This window comes from Erythrobacter sp. LQ02-29 (genome assembly GCF_022576075.2).
Taxonomy (GTDB): domain Bacteria; phylum Pseudomonadota; class Alphaproteobacteria; order Sphingomonadales; family Sphingomonadaceae; genus Alteriqipengyuania.
In genome coordinates, this window is record NZ_JANCNT010000001.1 from 840,602 (window position 1) to 859,034 (window position 18,433).

Sequence of the window (18,433 nt, forward strand, 5' to 3'; positions counted from 1 at the left end):
GATGTCAATATGCCCGTTGCCATTTGCGACGGGTCAATTCCGTCGCGAGGATACCAGCCCCGCGATACCGGCCAGCAGCCCTGTCGATTTCGTCTTCGCACGCCCGGCACCGCCCGATTTGAGAACCTTGCGCCGGAACAGCGTGGCCCCGAATTTCACGAACAGCACCACCCACAGCCCTTGCCAGGCGAGGGCGGCGAAGTGCCACCAGACCACCGGCTCCTGCGCCGCGCGGGCCAGCATCACGTAGGGCGAGCTGAGCGGGAAGGCGATCGCCGCCAGCTCTATCGGAGAGCCGGTGGAGCTGACCGCAAAGGTGGCGAGGAAGAACACGCCGAGCTGCAGCATGGTGGCCGGCATCGACATCGTCTGCACGTCGCGCACCGTCGGTGCCATCGCGCCGATCGCCAGGAAGACCGATCCGATCAGCAGATAGGCCATGGCGAAATAGAGCAGGAACAGCGTCGCGAACAGCGGCCAGCCGATCGCGGGCGCGGGCAGCGGGGGAATGGCGCTCGCCCCCAGCACGAGGATCACCCCGGCGACCGAGCCCCATACCGCGATCCCGACGAAGCTGACCGCCAGCATGGCGAACAGCTTGCCCAGGAAAACCGCGTCCATCGGCACCGCGGCGGCGAGGATTTCGACGATCTTGTTCGCCTTCTCCTCCACCATGTTGGACATCACCATGCCGGCCAGCAGCATGGTCAGGAGGAACAGCAGCGTGATTGCCGCGGTTGCCGTGCCCGCCCGGGCGGAGCGTTCGCTCGCCCGACTGGTCGCGGCGGGGAACAGCGTGACCTCGGGATAGGAGGCGGTGTCACCCCGCGCGGTCGCGGCGAGGAGGGAGACATCTCCCTTCCACCGGTCGATCCGGTCTTCCGTCCCGTGCAGAGCGGGTGCCGACAGGCTGCCGCTCACCACCGCCGCGAGATTGCGATCCTTGTCCGCCAGCAGCGCGGGAATGTCGGCGGCCTCACCGCCGGAAACGGCCTCCACCGGCGGCAGGTCGATCAGATCCTCCAGCGACTCGTGCGCGCGCACCATCGCGGCGTTGTCGGCGGGCGACATGACGATGCCGAGCCCGGGGGGAGGGCCGGAATCGGCCGCGCTCGCCCCGATATAGCCCGCGGCGCCGCTGATCCCGACGAATATCAGCGGCCCGATCAGGAAGAAGAAGAACGCCTTGCTGAACAGGATCGCGGTGAAATCGCGCCGCGCCACGACGAAGGCGGCGCGCGCCACCGACAGCCGGCTGGTTCTGTTCTCGCCACTCATCGTGCGCTCTCCGCCTGTTTCTGTGCGCTTGCTTCCAACTCGCGGGCCGCCGCCTCGCCGGCGATTTCGACGAAGGCATCGTGCAGCCCCGCGCGCTCGATCGACAGCGACTGGATGCCCGCTTCGCCTTCGATCAGCGCGCGCAACAGCGGCTCTATCCCGCTGTCCGGGAGGGGGAAGTACCAGAAATCCCGCTCGCGCCGCGCGCTCTCGGGCAGGGCGCCACGCCATGCGCCTTCGCGTGCCTTGGTTTCCAGTCGGACCTGCGCCGGAATGCGGTCGCGCGCGGCATCGACCGGACCGGCATAGGGCACCTTGCCCCCGGCGATGATCGCGACGCTGTCGCACAGCCGCTCCGCATGGTGGATGACGTGGGTGGAAAAGATCACCGTGGTGCCCTCTTCCGCCCATTCGCGGATCAGCTTCTCCAGCTTGCCCTGATTGAGCGCGTCGAGCCCGGAAAACGGTTCATCGAGGACCACCAGTTTGGGCCGGTGCACGAAGGTGCCGAGCAGCTGCACGGTCTGCGCCATGCCTTTCGACAATTGGCGGATGGTGCGTTCCGCGGCGTAGCCCATGCCGTAATCTTCCAGCAGCTCGCGTCCGCGGGCCTTCGCCTCGTTCAGGTCCATACCGCGCAGGGCACCCATGAAGCCGATCGCCTCGTACGCCTTCATCGAGGGGTAGAGGCCGCGCTCCTCCGGCAGATACCCGATCAGCCGGCTGATCTCGTGCGGGCGATCATGGCCGAGCACGCGGCGCACGCCCTCGTCCGGGTCGATGATGCCCAGCAGCATGCGCAGCGTGGTCGTCTTGCCCGCGCCGTTCGGGCCGAGGATGCCGTAGATCGCGCCTTCCGGCACCGCGATGTCGACCCCGTCGACCGCCAGGGTGCCGTCGAACCGTTTGACCAGCCCGCGGGCCTCGATCGCCAGATGCGGGGAAGGGGATGGATTGCCCGTCGCCGGAGCTTCGCTTAGCGCTGTTGCCATGGTCATGCTGATTGCCTTGCCCTTCCGCGCGATACAAGGGCGTTAAAGCGGGTGGACGATCTGCAAACGCGGCTGGTGGCGGAAGCGCGGCGGCTGGGCTTCGCCGCGATCGGCTTCGCGCGCGCGGATGCGGGGGAGGAGCGCGCCGACCGGCTGCGGCAATGGCTCGGCGAGGGAATGCACGGCACCATGAAATGGATGGAGCGCGAGCCCGCTGTGCGCGCGGGGGCGCGGGGCATGTGGCCGGCCGCGCGCAGCGTCATCGCGCTGGGCATGGCCTACACGCCCGACCGCGATCCGCTGGCAATGGCGAGCGAGGGGGAGGTGGGGCGCGTTTCCGTCTATGCGCAGGGGCGCGATTATCACGATACGGTGAAGAAGGCGCTGAAGGCGCTTGCCCGCTGGCTGGTGGCACAAGCGCCGGAGAGCGAGCTGAAAGTGTTCGTCGATACCGCGCCGGTGATGGAAAAGCCGCTGGGCGAGGCGGCGGGGATCGGGTGGCAGGGCAAGCATACCAACCTCGTCAGCAAGACCCATGGCAGCTGGCTGTTCCTGGGGGCGATCTATTCAACGCTGGAATTCGCGCCGGACGAACCTCATGCCGACCGCTGCGGATCGTGCCGGGCGTGCCAGGACGCGTGCCCGACCGACGCCTTCCCCGCGCCGTATCGCCTCGATGCGCGCCGCTGCATCTCGTACCTCACGATCGAGCATGCGGGCCCGATCCCGGAGGAATTTCGCGCCGCGATCGGCAACCGCATCTATGGCTGCGACGATTGCCTGGCGGTGTGTCCGTGGAACAAGTTCGCCGAAAGCGCGGCGCGGCACCGGGCCTTCCTGCCGCGCGCGGAACTGGTCGCGCCGCGGCTGGGGGAGCTGCTGGCGCTCGACGACGCAGGCTTCCGCCGATTGTTCTCCGGCAGCCCGATAAAGCGGATCGGGCGCAACCGCTTCGTGCGCAACTGCCTGATCGCGGCGGGCAATTCGGGCAAGGTTGCTCTGCTGCCCCGGGTCGAGGCGCTGCGTGGCGATGGCGATCCGGTGGTGGCGGAGGCAGCCGACTGGGCCGCCGCCCGGCTTAAAGCAGGTCCTTGAGCGCGGTTTCGGTATCGGCGAGCCGCTCGGGCTCGGCCACCAGCCGCGCCTCCACCAGCTTGCGCCCCTGCACGTAATCCTTCGTCCGGTTGACACAGTCGAGCGCGATCACCCGCCCCTCGCGCAGGTAGATCACGGAAAAGCTGCGCTCCGCCGGATCGCCGCGCAGCACGGCGCGGTCGAAATCGGTCGAGAAGCCGACGGTTTGCAGCCGCAGATCGTACTGGTTGGACCAGAACCACGGCACCGCGTCGTAGGCCTGGTGGTCGCCCGTGATCGCCAGCGCGACGGTGGTCGCCATGTCGTGCGCGTTCTGTACGGATTCCAGCCGGATCACGGCCCCGTCGGCATAGGGGTTAGCATGCGCGGCGCAGTCGCCGATGGCATAGACGTCCTCCAGCGAGGTGCGGCAGAACTCGTCGACATCGACGCCGTTCGCCCCCGCCGCTCCCGCCGCGATCAGCGGGCCGATCGCGGGCACGATGCCGATCCCCACGATCACGATTTCGGCGGGAATCGTCTCGCCGCTCGCCAGCGTGACGCCGGTCGCCTGCCCGTCCCGCCCCTCGATGCCGGATACCGTCACGCCGGTGCGCAGGTCCACGCCATGCCGGCGGTGTTCGGCCTCGTAGAATCGCGACAGCTCCTCGCCCGCGACCCGGTTCAGCACCCGGTCCTGCGATTCGAGCACCGCGACCTCGCAGCCCAGTTTGCGCAGGACCGCCGCCGCCTCCAGCCCGATATAGCCGCCGCCGATCACCACTGCGCGCCGCGCTCCGCCCGCCAGTTCCGCCTTCAGCCGGTCGACATCGGCGCGGTTGCGGATCGCATGCACCCCGGCGTTGTCGGCACCCGGACAGCTCAGCCGCCGCGGGTCGCCGCCGGTCGCCCAAACCAAGCTGCCGTAGCGAAGGCGGGTGCCGTCGTAGAGCGCGATCTCGCGCCGCAGCGGGTCGATATCGGTCACGGCCTCGCCCAGCCGCAGGGCGATGTCCTTGTCCGCCCAGAAGCTTTCGGGGCGAAGCAGGATGCGTTCGAACGGCTTGTCGCCCGCCAGATAGTCCTTCGACAGCGGCGGGCGCTCGTAGGGCGGCAGGTTCTCGCGCGTGATCAGCGCGATCGATCCCGCGAAGCCTTTCTGCCGCAAGGCGATGGCGGTCGCGGCGCCGCCATGCCCGGCGCCCACGATGATGACATCCCAGCTCTCCATGCGCGAAGTGATGGCCAGTCCCGCACCGGCGCGTCAAGCCCGCGCGGCACGAGCGGAGCCTGTCACCGGGCGAGCAGGTTGCGCGCCTGGCTGGCGATCTGGGCCAGGATCGCGGGTGCCACGGGGCTGTGCGCCTGCGCCCGCTTCACCATGCCACGGAACTGGCGGATCGCGGTCTCGTTCTCCTGCGCCCAGGTGCCGACGACCGCCGCGGGGTCTTCCTTCGCCCCCTTGCGCCGCGCCAGGCGCTGGAGGAAATCGAGCCGCATCTGCTGGAAATCGCGGGCCAGCCCGGCGACCAGCAGCCGCTCCCAGATGTCGGAAGGATCCATCAGCGCGGCGATACCCTGCGCCCAGTCGAGGCCCAGTTGCGCGCCGAGTTCGGTGAAGGCAGCGGCGAGCGCCCGCGTCTCGATCTCCGCCTTGCGCGACAAATGGGCAAGACCCACCGCCCCGTCGAGATCGAACAGGTGCGCCACCCGCGCGGCGATCGGATCGGGTGCCCCGGCGCGGGAGAATTCCGCCCGCATCCGGGCGGAACGCTGGCGCGTTTCCGCCCCGAGCAGGTTCTGGGTGCCGGTCGACAATTCGCCGATCCCCTGCGCCAGCTCGTCCACGGCCACGCTCGGGGTGGTGAACCCGCCATAGACCCGCAGGATGTCCGCCATGTGGATGCGCATCGCCGCGGCGGTGCGGTCGAACAATTCGAGCCGGGTCTGCTCGGGCATGTCGGCGGCGTCGATCTCTGCCCACAGCCGCTCGGCACCGAACAGGTTTTCCGCCGCGACGAAAGCGGCGGCGACCTCGTCCAGCCCGACGCCTTCCTCCTCCACCAATTCGAATGGCAGGACCAGACCCAGACGGTTGATGATCCGGTTGGCGAGTTCGGTCGCGATGATCTCGCGCCGCAGCCGGTGGTCGTCGATCTCTTCGCGATAGCTTTCGCGCATGGGCTCGGGGAAATATTCCAGCAGCCCGCGTTCCAGGATGGGGTCGTCGGGCACGACGCTGGCCTCCAGCGCGCCCTGCAATCTCAGCTTGGTGCTCGATAGCAGCACTGCCAGTTCGGGGCGGACGAGGCCGGTTTCCTCGCTCGCGCGGCGGACATAGGTCTCGCTGTCGGCCAGCCCCTCGGTCCGGCGGTCGAGCCCGCCATCCTGCTCCAGCAATTCGATCAGCCGCAGGTGCGAACCCATTGCCCGCGCGCCGCCATGTTCGGCGATGGAGAGGGCCAGCGCCTGGAGTCGGTTGTCCTCCAGCACGATCTTGCCCACTTCCTCAGTCATGCTGGCGAGCAGGGCGTTGCGCTTGTCCTCGGTCAGCTCGCCGCTGCGACAGGCGGCGGCGAGGGCGATCTTGATGTTGACCTCGTTGTCGGAGCAGTCGACCCCCGCGCTGTTGTCGATGAAGTCGGTGTTGATCCGCCCACCATGGAGCGCGAACTCGATCCGGCCCGCCTGTGTCACGCCCAGGTTCGCGCCCTCGCCGATCACGCGCACGCGCAGGTCGCGCCCGTCGACGCGCAGCACGTCGTTGGCGGGATCGCCCACCGCGACGTTGTTTTCTCCCGACGATTTCACATAGGTGCCGATACCGCCGAACCACAGCAGGTCGGCCTCGGTCCGCAGGATCGCGGTGATCAGCGCTTCGGGCTCTATCTCGCGCGTGTCGAGGCCGAGCGCGCGGGCCGCCTCCTGCGACAGCTTCACCTTCTTCGAATCGCGCGAGAACACGGCCCCGCCCGCCGACAGCACGCTCTTGTCGTAATCGTCCCAGCTGGAGCGCGGCAGGTCGAACATGCGCTTGCGCTCGGCCCAGCTCGCGGCCGGATCGGGATCGGGATCGATGAAGATATGGCGGTGGTCGAACGCGGCAATCAGCTTGATCGCCTTCGACAGCAGCATGCCGTTGCCGAACACATCGCCCGACATGTCGCCGCAGCCGACCACGCGGATCGGCTGGCTCTGTACGTCGATGCCCATTTCGGCGAAGTGGCGCTGGACCGAAACCCACGCGCCGCGCGCGGTGATGCCCATCGCCTTGTGATCGTAGCCGTTGGAACCGCCGCTGGCGAAGGCGTCGCCCAGCCAGAAGCCGCGATCCTGCGCAATGGCATTGGCAACGTCGGAGAAACGGGCGGTGCCCTTGTCCGCCGCGACCACGAAATAGGGATCGTTCCCGTCGTGCACCACCACGCCTTCTGGGTGGACGATCCGGTCGTCCACAATGTTGTCGGTCACCGACAGCAGGGTGCGGATGAAGATCTCGTAGCTGGCCTGCCCCTCGGCCGCCCAGGCGTCGCGGTCGCGCGCCGGGTCGGGCAATTGCTTGGGATAGAAGCCGCCCTTGGCCCCGGTCGGCACGATCACCGCGTTCTTGACCCGCTGCGCCTTCATCAGGCCCAGAATCTCGGTGCGGAAATCGTCGCGCCGGTCGGACCATCTCAGGCCCCCGCGCGCGACCGGCCCGGCGCGCAGGTGAATGCCCTCCACCCGCGGGGAATAGACGAAGATTTCCCGCCATGGCACGGGCTTGGGCAGGCTGGGCACCTTTGTCGAATCGAGCTTGAACGCCAGCGCCTCGGCAGCCGCCGGGGAGAAGGCGTTGGTGCGCAGCATCGCGTCGATCACCGCCTGGTACAGGCGCAGCAGGCGATCGTCGTTGATCGCCGCGACCTTGGCCAGCGCGGTACGGATCGCGCCGCGCGCCTTGTCTGCCGCATCGTCGCGGTCACCCGCGAAATCGGGATCGTGCTGGCCCCGGAACAGCTCGACCAGCGCGGTGGTGACGGACGGCGCGCGCGCGAGCGCGTCGACCACGGTGTAGATCGTGAAGCCCGCCCCGGCCTGGCGCAGATAGCGATAGATCGCCCGCAGCCATTCAGCCTCTTCCGCGGCCAGCCCGGTCTGCACCACCAGCCGGTTGAACGGGTCGTTCTCCGCCGTGTCGTTCAGCACGCCCGCCACGGCGCGCTCGATCGCGTCGCTGCGGGTGATGATGGCGCCGGCATCGGCACCCGGTGCCAGGCCAAGCAGGAAATCGTGCACCGTGCCAAGATCGCCCCCATCGATGGAGGTGGGTATCTCGGTCAGCACATCGAACCCGAAATTCTCCAGCGCGGGCACGGTATCGGACAGCGGCAGCGCGCCTTCGTTCTGGTAGATCTTCAGCCGCAGGCGGTGCGGATCGTCGCCCTCTCGGCGATAGAAGCGGGCGTCGCGGCGGCGACCGCCGTCCGGCTCCGACCCGCCGGGTCGGGCAAGCTGGCGCAACCGGTCGATGTCGAGCGCGGCCTCGTGGGCCCCGTATTCCGCACGGTATCCGGTCGGGAAGCCATCGGCATAGGTCCGCGCCAGCGCGGCGGCCCGGCCGGGCTCCGTCAGCGCCGCCAGCTCCTTCTCGACCGCTTCGGGCCAGCCGCGCAGCATGTCCTGCAACCGCTGCTCGACCGCGTCCTCGTCGACCGAGTCCGCGCCTTCGCGGAAATCGAGCACCAGCCGGATCAGCGCCAGCGGACCGCCCTCGATCTCCAGACTCCAGTCGATCATGCGGCTGCCCGTGACATCCTCGATCATCGCCTGGATGCGGCGACGCACATCGGTCGACATCAGGTCGCGGGGCAGCCAGACGAAGGCGAACAGGTGGCGCGCCAGCGGGGCTTCGACGATCGTCACCCGCGGGCGCGGCCGGTCGACCAGGCTCATCATGGTGGTCGCCACGCGGCGAATGTCGTCGTCGGAAAAGCCGATCAGCAGATCGTGCGGCAGGGTGGTGAGCGCATGCACCAGGGCCTTGCCCGCGTGGCCGGAGGGATCGAACCGCAATTCGTCCATCAGCGCGCCGAGCTGGGTACGCAGGCGCGGCACCTGCCCCGGCTTGGCCGCCATCGCGGCGCTGGTCCAGATTCCGGCATGGACCGACAGGCCGACCAGGTCCTCGCCTTCGCATTGCGGCAGGACGAACAGGTCCAGCGGCACGCGTCGGTGGACCTTGGAAATGCGGTTGGCCTTCACGATCAGCGGCACATGATGTTCGCGATTGGCGGCATCGTCGTACCAGGCGAAGGCGCGGTCCCACGATGCCTCGGTAAAGATGTCGCGCGCGCTCTTGCGACAGATGCCCAGCTCTTCCGAATGGGTGCCGTCGCGCATGCGCGTGACATGGCCGAGCTGGGTCAGCATCCCATCGTTGAGCCAGCGCAGCAGGGCCGCGCCTTCGTTGTCGGACAGGTCGTCGGCCTCTTGTGCCATCAGCTGCTGCATGCGGGGCCAGTCGGTCACCGCTGCGCGCACGTCCGCCAGCGTTTCGTACAGCGCCGCCTCCAGCTCCCGCCGGTCCTTGGCGTCGGCCCGCTCGGTCTCGAGATAGATCATCGATTCCTGCGCGGCCCGCGGATCGTCTTCCGGCAATCCCGCCAGCTGCCCGCGCTCGTCGCGTGTCACCGCCAGGACGGGGTGCACCAGCCGGTCGATGGACAGCCCGTGCGCCGCGATCGCCGCCGCGACCGAATCGACCAGGAACGGCATGTCGTCGTTGATGATGGCGACCCGCAGATAGCGCCGCTCGGCATTGACGCTTTCGATATGGATGGACGCTTCGCCCGGCCCGCGCCGCTGGGCCGCCTGGAGCAGGAACACGGTCGCTTCCTCCAGCCGTTCGCCCAGGAAGGGGGTATCGCCGGGCAGCAGGGATGTTCGCAAGATCGCGTTCAGGCGGTCGTACAGGGCGGTCTTTGCGGCTTTGCTGCCCATCGGGGCGCTCCCATCTTTATGGCGGGGCGTGCGGGCCTCCGCATTTTCATTGCCGTTGCAGGCAGCAATATTTCGCGCCTTAGGCTTCGCTGGATGCGGCGACAAGTATGCCGCCGCGCGTCACGATCTCAACAGGCGGAGCGCGAAAGCGATCCGGGAAAGGGCGTGCGTCGGTCTCAACCGGCGTTCAGCGCGTCCATCGTCAGCCGCAGCGACCGCTCGCGCGCTTCCGGGTCGTAGGTGGAGGCGGCGCAGATGATCTCGTCGGCCTGGGTCCGCTCGATGAACGACCCGATCCGTTCGCGAACGGTGGCGGGCGATCCGACCGCGCTCGCCTGGCCCAGATGGGTGAGCATGGCCTGCGCCTGCGGGGGCAGGCTGTCGCGATAGCCCCGCACCGGCGGGGGCAGCTTGCCCGGCGACCCGGTGCGCAGCCGCACGAAGGACTGTGCCTGGCTCGACGCGAGATACTCCGCCTCCTCGTCGGTGTCGGCGCACACGACCTGCATCGCGGCCATGGCGTGCGGGCGATCGAGCGTCTCGGAAGGCTGGAAGTCGCGGCGATAGACCGCCAGCGCGGCATCGAGATGGTCGGGCGCGAAATGGCTGGCGAAGGCGTAGGGCAGGCCCAGCTTCGCGGCGAGCTGCGCACCGAACAGGCTCGATCCCAGCATCCACATCTCGACCTGTGCGCCGTAACCCGGCGTCGCCTTGACGCCCAGGTCGGGCTTGCCGGTGAACAGCGCGCGCAGCTCGGCCACGTCCTGCGGGAAATATTCCGACGCGGCGCGCAAATCCTTGCGCAGCGCCCGTTGCAGTTCCGGCCCGGCCCCCGGCGCGCGGCCCAGCCCTAGGTCGATCCGGCCCGGGAACAGCGCGTCGAGCGTGCCGAACTGTTCGGCGATGGTGAAGGGCGTATGATTGGGCAGCATGATGCCGCCCGCACCGATCCTGATCGTGCTGGTCGCTTGTCCGACATGGCCGATCACGACCGCGGCGGCCGCGCCGCCGATCCCCTCCATCGCGTGGTGCTCGGCGACCCAGAACCGTTTGTAGCCCGCCTCCTCCGCCACGCGGGCGAGCGAGGCGGCGGCGCGATAGGCTTCCGCCAGCGATCCGCCTTCGCGGACGGGGACGAGGTCGAGCACGGAAAATTCGGTCATGGCAGGGTCTCCACGGTTCCAATCAGGCGGGCGATGTCGGCGTCGCGGGACAGGCGGTGGTCGCCGTCCTTCACCAGGGTCACGACGACATCGGGACTCTCGAGCCGCTCGGCGAGGCGGAGGCTGGTGTCCCACGGCACGTCGCGATCGGCCTGGCCATGCAGCAGGCGCACGGGGCAGCGGACCGCGATCGGCGCGTCCAGCAGGCGGTTGGCCTGTCCGTCGCGCCAGAACGCGGGGAATGTCGGTGTCGGGTCGGGGCCGTACGGGTTGTCCTCGAACACCGGCTCGCCCCTGGCCAGGGTCGCGCGCTGCGCCGCGTCGAAACCCCATTGCGTGAAGTCGGGCGCGGCGGCGATGCCGACCATGCCCGCCAGCCGCTCGCCCAGCGCGAGGCCGACGAGCAGCATCAGCCATCCACCCATGCTCGATCCGACGAGGACCACCTCGCCCTCTACCTGTGCCTCGATCAGCGCCATCACCTCGTCGCGCCAGCGCGAGAGCGTGCCGTCGGCGAAATCGCCATCGCTGGCCCCGCACCCCGAATAGTCGAGCAGCAGGCACGCCCGGCCCGCGCCGCCTGCCCAGTCGAACAGCGCGGTCGCCTTCCCCCCGGCCATGTCGGACATGTAGCCGGGCAGGAAGACGATCGTCGGGCCGCTGCCGGCACGGTGCCGAAAGGCGATGCGCCGCCCGTCGGGCATGGAATGGAAATCGATCACCTCCACAGAGTCGGGAGTGCCGACCCGCTTTGCAAGGCCGCCGCGCATCCGGATCGGCGCGCGGCGGCCCGCCGGTCATTCGCCGTCGCTGCCCTCCAGCGCTTTCTCCAGAGCCGCCGTAAAGGCATCCTCGCGATCCCACATCACGAAGTGATAGCTGTCGCCGATGGGAGTGAATTGTGCGTCGGGCAGATCGGCATAGGCGGTCTCGTACAGCGCCTTCATCCGCTCCGGTGGGGCGTAAGCGTTGGTCGCGTAGATCACGCTGACAGGCGTCGCGATACGGCCGAGATCGGGGCGCAGGTCGGTCGTCATCAGCGCCTGGACGGCGTCGGCCATGGTCGCGCGGTCGGTGGCGAGCGACCAGGCGACGATGCGTTCCTGCCCCTCCTCCGACTGAGTCAGCGAACGCGCGCCGTTCGCCTGGGTCGCGGCGAAGGTCGCATCGTCCATGCTACGCAGCGTCTCGGTAATCGCCTCTGCGCGGGGCATTACCGCCTCCACCGTCGCGCCGGGGGCGAAGACGAGCGGGTAGAACGGCAGCGAATCGACCACCACCACCCGCGAGAACCGGTCGGGATGCTCGCGCGCCGCCAGCAGGCCGGTGAAGCCGCCCATGCTGTGCCCGACGATGGCGGGGTGGTCGAGCTTGCGACAGGCGGCGTAGTCGGCGATCCGCTGCGCCAGCGCCTCGGGCACGGAACCCTCGCGTTCCGCCACCGGCGTTCCCGCGAAGCCCGGCACGCTGACGAGGTGGAAGCGATAGCGATCCGCCAGCGCCGCGACGGTCCCGTCCCACACCTGCGGGGAGGAGGCGAGGCCGGGCACCAGCAGGACGTCCGGACCCTCTCCCTCGACCTCGAAGGTGGGGCAGTCGCCGCCCGCCTGCGCCTCCGCGTGCGCGGCAAGGGGGGTCAGCAACAGGGCGGCGGCAAACAGGGATTTCAGCATCGGCTCAGTCCTTGGAAAAGATGGATTCGATCGGCATCGCGAACAGCTCGGCAATGCGGAAGGCAAGGGGGAGGGAGGGGTCGTAGCGCCCCTTCTCGATGGCGTTCACGCTCTGGCGACTGACCTCCAGCCGGTCGGCGAGATCCTGTTGGCTCCAGTCGCGCTCGGCCCGCAGCACCTTGAGGCGATTCTTCACGCCTCGTCTCCGGAGCTGCGGTCGGACAGCGCCATCCAGCACTGGCCCACCCCCATGCCCATCGCCCAGACGGGGAAGACCCACCATGCATCAACATGCGGCACCACTTCGAAGCTTTCGAGGAAACCCCAGAAGGTGCCGAGCGTCAGCACCAGCCCCAGGCCAATCAGGCTGGCCATGATGGCACGGTGGCGCAGGAACTCGTCGTCCTCCTCCACCAGATAGCGGCCCATGGTCCAGATCATGCCGAAGATGGGCAGGACCGGCAGCAGCGCGATGAGGAAACTTTCCGCCCGGCTGAGATCGACGCGGTCGGCGATCGTCACGGCCAGCCCCAGGCCGAGCATGTAGCCCAAGCTCGCGATCACGAATCGCCGCGTATAGCGGGTGATCGCGGGGCTCATGTAGCCGCGGGCACGCTGGCGCGCCATGCTGGCCCGCACCAGCGGGATGATCTGGATCATCGCGATCGCCATCAGGATGAAGCCCGTGGTCGGTCCGATGGCGCCGGTGATCCTGAGCACGGAAATGATCGCGAAGGACGCGAACAGCGACACGCCCCACAGCGCGGGTTTGGACAGCGCGGCCATCTCAGGCGGCCTTGCGCGAGCGCCGGCAGCTGCCGCCGTAGATCGATATCACCGCAAGGGCGGGCAGAATCGCGAACATGGTCCGGGCCGGCTGCGATGCGATCAGGCCGAAATGCTCGCCAAGCGCGATCATGATCATGGCGAAGGCCCAGGGCAGGGCGGGTCGAATGTTGTTCACGGCAAGCTCCTTTGTCTCTATGGAAAGGATACTTGCCATATGTAGTTGGCTTTGTCAAGCGTGCTTGTCAAAATGACAACCTCGTTCCCTGTTGCGATTTTTCCTACTGCGCGGGGATGCGCTATCGCCCACGCATCCGATCCACCGTCCACGCATGGCTTGTAGGAAAGCGAAAGTTGACTGCGATACCCGCCATTTCCGCCGCAACCCCTCGGGAGACCGACGGAATTCGTCGATTTCGAGTTTTGCAAAAGGGCCGGATCGGTGTTCCATCCGGTCCGCAAGGCCGTGGGTTCCGCCGCGCGCCCGCTTGTGCCATGGCCCGTGCGACCTACTTCCCCTCAGCGACCTACCTCGACCGACGGATATCATGACCGAATTGCTCAAGATCAGCCTGCCCGACGGATCCGTGCGCGAGATGCAGCCGGGCGCGACCCCGGCGGATGTCGCCGCCGCGATCGGCCCCGGCCTGGCCAAGGCCGCGCTCGCCGCGCGCGTCGATGGCGAAGTGCGCGATCTCAATCGCCCGTTCGACTGCGATTCGGAACTGTCGCTGATCACCGCGCGCGACGAGGCGGAGGCGCTGGAGCTGGTGCGGCACGACTATGCCCACGTCCTGGCCGAGGCGATCCAGGCGCTCCACCCCGGTACGCAGATTACCTTCGGCCCGGCGACCGATGACGGGTTCTATTACGACGTGAAGGCCCCGGAGGGCCGCGAGCCGTTCAGCATGGACGATCTCCCCGCGATCGAGGAGAAGATGCGCGAGATCATCCGCGCAGACAAGCCGTTGAAGCGCGAGGTGTGGAGCCGCGAGGCGCTGATCGAGCGCTGGGAATCCGAAGGCGAGACGTTCAAGGCCGAATGGGCGAAGGAACTGCCCGAGGACGAGGAACTGACCGTGTACTGGTCGGGTGGCGACTGGCTCGACATGTGTCGCGGCCCGCATCTTCCCAGTACCGGCAAGCTGGACCCGGCGGCGTTCAAGCTGATGCGCGTCGCGGGCGCCTATTGGCGCGGCGATCAGAAGAACGCGCAGCTCACGCGAATCTACGGCACCGGCTGGCTCAACAAGAAGCAGCTGGACGCGCATCTCCACCGGCTGGAGGAAGCCGCCAAGCGCGACCACCGCAAGCTGGGCCGCGAGATGGACCTGTTCCACCTTCAGGAAGAGGCGCATGGCAGCGTCTTCTGGCACCCCAAGGGCTATCGCATCTGGCGCGAGCTGGAAGCCTATATGCGCCGCAAGATGGACGGCGGCGGCTATCGCGAGATCAAGACGCCGCAGGTGATGGACGCGCGCCAGTGGGAACAGTCCGGCCACTGGGGCAAGTATCGCGAGAACATGTTCGTCATCCCGGACGAGGTGCCCAACACCGCCGATGAGGGCGCGCTCGTTTCCGACGAGGCCGAATGGATGGCGCTGAAGCCGATGAACTGCCCGGCGCACGTCCTCGTCTTCAAACAGGGCATCACCAGCTATCGCGACCTGCCGATCCGGCTGGGCGAGATGGGCTGCTGCCACCGCAACGAACCGCATGGCGCGCTCCACGGCCTGATGCGCGTGCGCCAGTTCACGCAGGACGACGCGCATATCTTCTGCACCGAGGCCCAGGTGGTCGAGGAAGTGCGCAAGTTCTGCGAACTGGCCGACACGGTCTACAAGGATTTCGGCTTTACCTACGAGATCAAGCTGGCGACCCGGCCCGAACAGCGCTTCGGCTCCGACGCGGACTGGGACAAGGCGGAACAGGAACTGCGCGACGCGGTCGCGAACGCCGGAATGGCGACTGACGAGTTCGGGTGGGAAGAGCTGCCGGGCGAAGGCGCGTTCTATGCGCCGAAGCTCGAATGGCACCTGACCGATGCGATCGGCCGGACCTGGCAGGTGGGCACGATCCAGTCGGACCGCGTGCTGCCAGAACGGCTCGATGCGAGCTATGTCGGGGAGGACGGCGACAAGCACCGCCCGGTGATGCTCCACCGCGCGATTTTCGGTTCGTACGAACGCTTCATCGGCATCCTGATCGAACATTATGCCGGTCGCCTGCCGTCCTGGCTCGCGCCGGTGCAGGCGGTGGTCGCGACGATCGTTTCCGATGCGGACGACTATGCGGGCGAGGCGGTGGCGAAGCTCCAGGCCGCGGGCATCCGGGTGGAGGCCGACCTGCGCAACGAGAAGATCAACTACAAGGTGCGCGAGCACTCGCTGGCCAAGGTCCCGCATCTGCTGGTGGTCGGCAAGCGCGAGGCGGAGGAAGGCACCGTCGCCGTCCGTACGCTGGGCGAAAAGGAGCAGCGGGTGATGCCGCTGGACGAAGCGATCGCGATGTTGACGGCAGGTGCGACGCCGCCCGATCTGGGGTAGTCGGCGCGCCGGATGGGCCGGCGTTTAGAAGGGTAGCGGGTTACCCGCCAGCACCAGCGCCAACGCGCAACCGGCAACGATCGCGACGCGCGCGATCTCTCGGGTGTGCGCTTCGATCCGGCGGGTGAGGGTGCGGGCCTTGCTCATGGTGCGCGAGTATCGCAGTCCGGTCCTAAGAAGGGGTTAAGCCCGCGCCAGCACCGGCATCTGCTGGCTGGCGCAATGGAAACCGCCGCCGCCCGCCAGCACCGCGTCGGCCGGCACACCCACGGTCGCCCGATCGGGAAACAGCGCGGCGATGGCGGCGACGCCCTCGGCATCGTGGACCGATCCGAAGGTCGGCACCACGACCAGATGCGTGGTGATCGCGAAGTTGACGTAGCTCGCGGGCTCGACGAAATCGCCCCGCGTGATCCGCCCGGGTGAGGGGATCTCGACCACCTCGACCCCGAACGCCTCAGCTCGGCGCTTCGCGTCGGCATAGATGTCCACGTTCGGATCGTCCGGCCCCGTGGCGCGCGGGATCACCAGCCGGCCCGGCGCGACGAACCGCGCGAGATTGTCGACATGGCCGTCGGTGTGGTCGTTCAGCAATCCCTCGCCCAACCATAGGACGCGGTCGAAGCCGAGGTCGCCCTGCAACCGGGCCTCGATATCGGCGCGGGTCAGCTCCGGATTGCGATTGGGGTTGAGCAGGCATTGCTCGGTCGTCGCGACCAGCCCGGTCCCGTCGCCATCGATCGCCCCGCCTTCGAGGATCCAGTCGGGTTCGGTCAGCGCCAGCCCCTCGTCGCCGGCCAGCTGCGCGCCGATCCTCTGGTCTCCCTCCATCAGGTACTTGCCGCCCCACCCGTTGAAGCGCGGGCGCACCGCCACCCCGTCGCCGCGCACCAGCGGCCCGGTATCGCGCAGCCAGACATCGCCATATTCACGTCGTTCCAGATCGACCGAAGCCGACACCAGCGCCTTCGCCCGCGCCTCGTTCGCGGCGTCGCGCACCAGCAGGCGTACCGCCTGTCCGCTCTCGGCAACCGCGTTGGCGAAACCCGCGATCTGCTCCTGCGCGCGCTCAAGATAGCCGGGCCACTCCTCCGCATCGTGCGGGAAGCCGATCCAGAGCCAATCCTGCGGCGCCCATTCGGGCGGCATCGTTGCGGTCATACTGCGAACGTCACTCGCCGCATGGCGCGCCGGGCCTCGCGCAATCGGCGTCGCGGATCGCGCGGAATTCGTCGCCGGCGCGCCAGTTCGGCCAGCTATCGCCATCCGCGAGCATCCGACCGAGGCGGTAATACAGCGCGAGATCCTGCGTCAGTCCCGCCCAGTTCCAGTCGTCCGACCATTCGTCGCTGGGTGCGTGATAGCGGTTCTCGACATAGTCCTTTGCCGCGGCCTCTCCCGCTGCAGTCCCGCCCTGCACCCAGTCGGTGCCGCGCCCGATATCGAACATCGGCACGCCCAGCTTGGCGTAGCTGAAATGGTCGGAGCGGTAATAATGCCCCTTCTCCGGGCTATCCTCCGGTGCGTCACGCAACCCCTGCTCGCGCAGCGCGGTGCGGAACAGGTCGTTGAGGTCGGACTTGTCGCCGCCCGTCATGGAATAGTCTCGCACCCGGCCACCGGGCAGCAGAGCGTCGATGTTCACCCCGCCGACAGTCGCGTTGAGCGGATAGATCGGGTTCTGCGCGTAGTACTCGCTCCCCAGCAGGCCCGATTCCTCAAGCGTAAGCGCGATGAACACCTGGCTGCGCTGGGCCCCACCATGGCGGCGGTTGGCGTCGGCGAGCGCGGTAATCGCCCCCACGCCGGTCGCGTTGTCCACCGCACCGTTGCAGATATCGTCACCGGTCGCATCGGGCGTACAGTGGCCAAGGTGATCCCAGTGCGCGGAATACAGCACGTATTCGTAAGGCCGCGCGGTGCCGGGGAGGATGCCGACCACGTTGTGCGAGGTCGACCGGCGGATCGCGTTGCGAAAGCCGAAACTGGCCGTCATTCCCAGCGGCACGGGTTTGAACCCGCTGGCCTGTGCGGCCTTAGTCAGGCTGGCGAGATCGTGGCCCGAAGCCTTCAGGATCGCTTCCGCCACCGGCTTCTGTACCCAGCCGTTCGCCTTCGTGGCGTCGGTGTTGTCGTTCGGGCTCTGGACGTAATATTGCGCGCCGGTCCAGCTCGAATTGACGACGTTCCAGCCATAGGCGGCAGGGAATGTGTCATGGATGATCAAGGCGGCGTCGGCCCCCTGCCGTGCGGCTTCCTCGAACTTGTAGGTCCAGCGGCCGTAATAGGTCATCCGACGGCCCTTGAAGAGGCCGTCCTGGGTCTCGCTGGCATAGTCCGGGTCGTTGACTAGGATCACCGCGGTTTTGCCGTGCATGTCGATCCCGGCATAGTCGTTCCAGCCGAGTTCGGGTGCGACGATGCCGTAGCCCACGAAGACCAGCGGGCTGTCCTTCACCTGCGTTTTCGGGACCGCGCGGTAGCTGGTGGCAACATACTGCTCACCGAAAGCGTAGCTTTGCGTCCCACCGGCGCCCTTGACGGTCAGCGGGGTGAAGTCGTCTCCGGTGATCTCGACCGTCGGCACTTCCTGCAGCCATTTGCCCTGGTTGCCCGGCTGCAGGCCCGCCTTCCTGAACTCGCCGATGATATAATCGGTGACCTTGGGCTCGACCGCCGTGCTGGGCGCTCGGCCTTCGAAATCGTCGGCAGATAGCCGCTTGGTTACCTCCTTCATTAGGGGAACCGAAGGCGCGACCGCCGCCTCGGCTTCGCTTGCACTCAGCGCGCCGGGCTGCCTTGTTCCACCATTATCCATCGTGGAGCAGGCGGAAACGGCAACCGCCCCGATGAGGGCAGCGATACAGATCGAAAAGCGGGCCATGATATCTCCCCTGAGTTGCGGTGGGTCTTGTGACACAGGCGGATGATGCCGCCAA

Annotated in this window: 15 protein-coding genes; 2 read left to right on the forward strand and 13 right to left on the reverse strand. The window is 67.9% G+C overall.

Going from position 1 to position 18,433, the window contains the following annotated elements:
* Positions 1-33: 33 nt before the first annotated feature.
* Together MKP08_RS04195 and MKP08_RS04200 are read right to left on the reverse strand one after the other, a co-directional pair.
* Complete coding sequence (locus tag MKP08_RS04195; RefSeq protein WP_241555016.1) at positions 34-1,278, reverse strand: ABC transporter permease; 1,245 nt, start codon at positions 1,276-1,278, stop codon at positions 34-36.
* Entirely contained in the window at positions 1,275-2,270 is a 996-nt protein-coding gene (locus MKP08_RS04200) for an ABC transporter ATP-binding protein (protein WP_241555532.1), read from the reverse strand. The genes MKP08_RS04195 and MKP08_RS04200 overlap by 4 nt, the downstream gene beginning before the upstream one ends.
* 51 nt (positions 2,271-2,321) lie before the next feature.
* Between MKP08_RS04200 and queG the strand changes: the two genes are divergently transcribed.
* Positions 2,322-3,365, forward strand: coding sequence for a tRNA epoxyqueuosine(34) reductase QueG (queG, locus tag MKP08_RS04205; RefSeq protein WP_241555017.1), 1,044 nt, complete (start codon positions 2,322-2,324; stop codon positions 3,363-3,365).
* Here queG and MKP08_RS04210 read toward each other — a convergent pair.
* The 8 genes from MKP08_RS04210 to MKP08_RS04245 form a co-directional block, all read right to left on the reverse strand.
* Positions 3,349-4,575 (reverse strand): NAD(P)/FAD-dependent oxidoreductase, encoded by a 1,227-nt coding sequence (locus tag MKP08_RS04210; RefSeq protein ID WP_241555018.1) that lies wholly within the window; start codon positions 4,573-4,575, stop codon positions 3,349-3,351. The genes queG and MKP08_RS04210 overlap by 17 nt on opposite strands.
* A 62-nt stretch (positions 4,576-4,637) precedes the next feature.
* Positions 4,638-9,326 carry an NAD-glutamate dehydrogenase domain-containing protein gene (locus MKP08_RS04215; protein ID WP_241555019.1) on the reverse strand — a complete coding sequence of 1,563 codons (4,689 nt, stop codon included), beginning with the start codon at positions 9,324-9,326 and terminating at the stop codon, positions 4,638-4,640.
* A 176-nt stretch (positions 9,327-9,502) separates the two neighbouring features.
* The gene (locus MKP08_RS04220) at positions 9,503-10,489 is read right to left on the reverse strand and encodes an LLM class flavin-dependent oxidoreductase (RefSeq protein WP_241555020.1); all 987 of its coding nucleotides are present in this window, start codon (positions 10,487-10,489) and stop codon (positions 9,503-9,505) included.
* Entirely contained in the window at positions 10,486-11,259 is a 774-nt protein-coding gene (locus MKP08_RS04225) for an alpha/beta fold hydrolase (protein ID WP_241555021.1), read from the reverse strand. The genes MKP08_RS04220 and MKP08_RS04225 overlap by 4 nt, the downstream gene beginning before the upstream one ends.
* A gap of 27 nt (positions 11,260-11,286) precedes the next feature.
* A complete protein-coding gene (locus MKP08_RS04230) occupies positions 11,287-12,162 on the reverse strand; it encodes an alpha/beta fold hydrolase (RefSeq protein ID WP_241555022.1) in 876 nt (291 codons plus the stop codon).
* A gap of 4 nt (positions 12,163-12,166) precedes the next feature.
* Positions 12,167-12,358 (reverse strand): helix-turn-helix transcriptional regulator, encoded by a 192-nt coding sequence (locus tag MKP08_RS04235; RefSeq protein WP_241555023.1) that lies wholly within the window; start codon positions 12,356-12,358, stop codon positions 12,167-12,169.
* On the reverse strand, positions 12,355-12,948 hold the full coding sequence (locus tag MKP08_RS04240) for a hypothetical protein (protein ID WP_241555024.1): 594 nt from the start codon (positions 12,946-12,948) through the stop codon (positions 12,355-12,357). The genes MKP08_RS04235 and MKP08_RS04240 overlap by 4 nt, the downstream gene beginning before the upstream one ends.
* A gap of 1 nt (position 12,949) precedes the next feature.
* Positions 12,950-13,126: a hypothetical protein gene (locus tag MKP08_RS04245; RefSeq protein WP_241555025.1), complete on the reverse strand. Its 177-nt coding sequence runs from the start codon at positions 13,124-13,126 to the stop codon at positions 12,950-12,952.
* A gap of 370 nt (positions 13,127-13,496) precedes the next feature.
* On the opposite strand from MKP08_RS04245, the gene thrS reads away from it, so the two are divergent.
* Positions 13,497-15,494 carry a threonine--tRNA ligase gene (gene thrS, locus MKP08_RS04250; RefSeq protein ID WP_241555026.1) on the forward strand — a complete coding sequence of 666 codons (1,998 nt, stop codon included), beginning with the start codon at positions 13,497-13,499 and terminating at the stop codon, positions 15,492-15,494.
* Between the two features lie 24 nt (positions 15,495-15,518).
* Here the strand turns inward: thrS and MKP08_RS04255 are convergent, their stop codons facing one another.
* From MKP08_RS04255 to MKP08_RS04265, 3 genes are read right to left on the reverse strand one after another with little or no spacing between them, the layout of a single operon-like run.
* Positions 15,519-15,641 (reverse strand): hypothetical protein, encoded by a 123-nt coding sequence (locus tag MKP08_RS04255; protein ID WP_255750434.1) that lies wholly within the window; start codon positions 15,639-15,641, stop codon positions 15,519-15,521.
* Positions 15,642-15,677: 36 nt separating this feature from the next.
* On the reverse strand, positions 15,678-16,655 hold the full coding sequence (locus tag MKP08_RS04260) for an agmatine deiminase family protein (protein WP_241555027.1): 978 nt from the start codon (positions 16,653-16,655) through the stop codon (positions 15,678-15,680).
* A 10-nt stretch (positions 16,656-16,665) separates the two neighbouring features.
* Positions 16,666-18,378 carry a M28 family metallopeptidase gene (locus MKP08_RS04265; protein ID WP_241555028.1) on the reverse strand — a complete coding sequence of 571 codons (1,713 nt, stop codon included), beginning with the start codon at positions 18,376-18,378 and terminating at the stop codon, positions 16,666-16,668.
* Between the last annotated feature and the right edge of the window lie 55 nt (positions 18,379-18,433).

Coding starts and splice junctions, on each gene's coding strand:
- MKP08_RS04260 (WP_241555027.1), bottom strand. CDS start 16,655: ATGACCGCAACGATGCCGCCCGAATGGGCGCCGCAGGATTGGCTCTGG.
- MKP08_RS04200 (WP_241555532.1), bottom strand. CDS start 2,270: ATGGCAACAGCGCTAAGCGAAGCTCCGGCGACGGGCAATCCATCCCCT.
- MKP08_RS04220 (WP_241555020.1), bottom strand. CDS start 10,489: ATGACCGAATTTTCCGTGCTCGACCTCGTCCCCGTCCGCGAAGGCGGA.
- MKP08_RS04225 (WP_241555021.1), bottom strand. CDS start 11,259: ATGCGCGGCGGCCTTGCAAAGCGGGTCGGCACTCCCGACTCTGTGGAG.
- MKP08_RS04230 (WP_241555022.1), bottom strand. CDS start 12,162: ATGCTGAAATCCCTGTTTGCCGCCGCCCTGTTGCTGACCCCCCTTGCC.
- MKP08_RS04210 (WP_241555018.1), bottom strand. CDS start 4,575: ATGGAGAGCTGGGATGTCATCATCGTGGGCGCCGGGCATGGCGGCGCC.
- MKP08_RS04255 (WP_255750434.1), bottom strand. CDS start 15,641: ATGAGCAAGGCCCGCACCCTCACCCGCCGGATCGAAGCGCACACCCGA.
- thrS (WP_241555026.1), top strand. CDS start 13,497: ATGACCGAATTGCTCAAGATCAGCCTGCCCGACGGATCCGTGCGCGAG.
- MKP08_RS04240 (WP_241555024.1), bottom strand. CDS start 12,948: ATGGCCGCGCTGTCCAAACCCGCGCTGTGGGGCGTGTCGCTGTTCGCG.
- MKP08_RS04195 (WP_241555016.1), bottom strand. CDS start 1,278: ATGAGTGGCGAGAACAGAACCAGCCGGCTGTCGGTGGCGCGCGCCGCC.
- MKP08_RS04215 (WP_241555019.1), bottom strand. CDS start 9,326: ATGGGCAGCAAAGCCGCAAAGACCGCCCTGTACGACCGCCTGAACGCG.
- MKP08_RS04265 (WP_241555028.1), bottom strand. CDS start 18,378: ATGGCCCGCTTTTCGATCTGTATCGCTGCCCTCATCGGGGCGGTTGCC.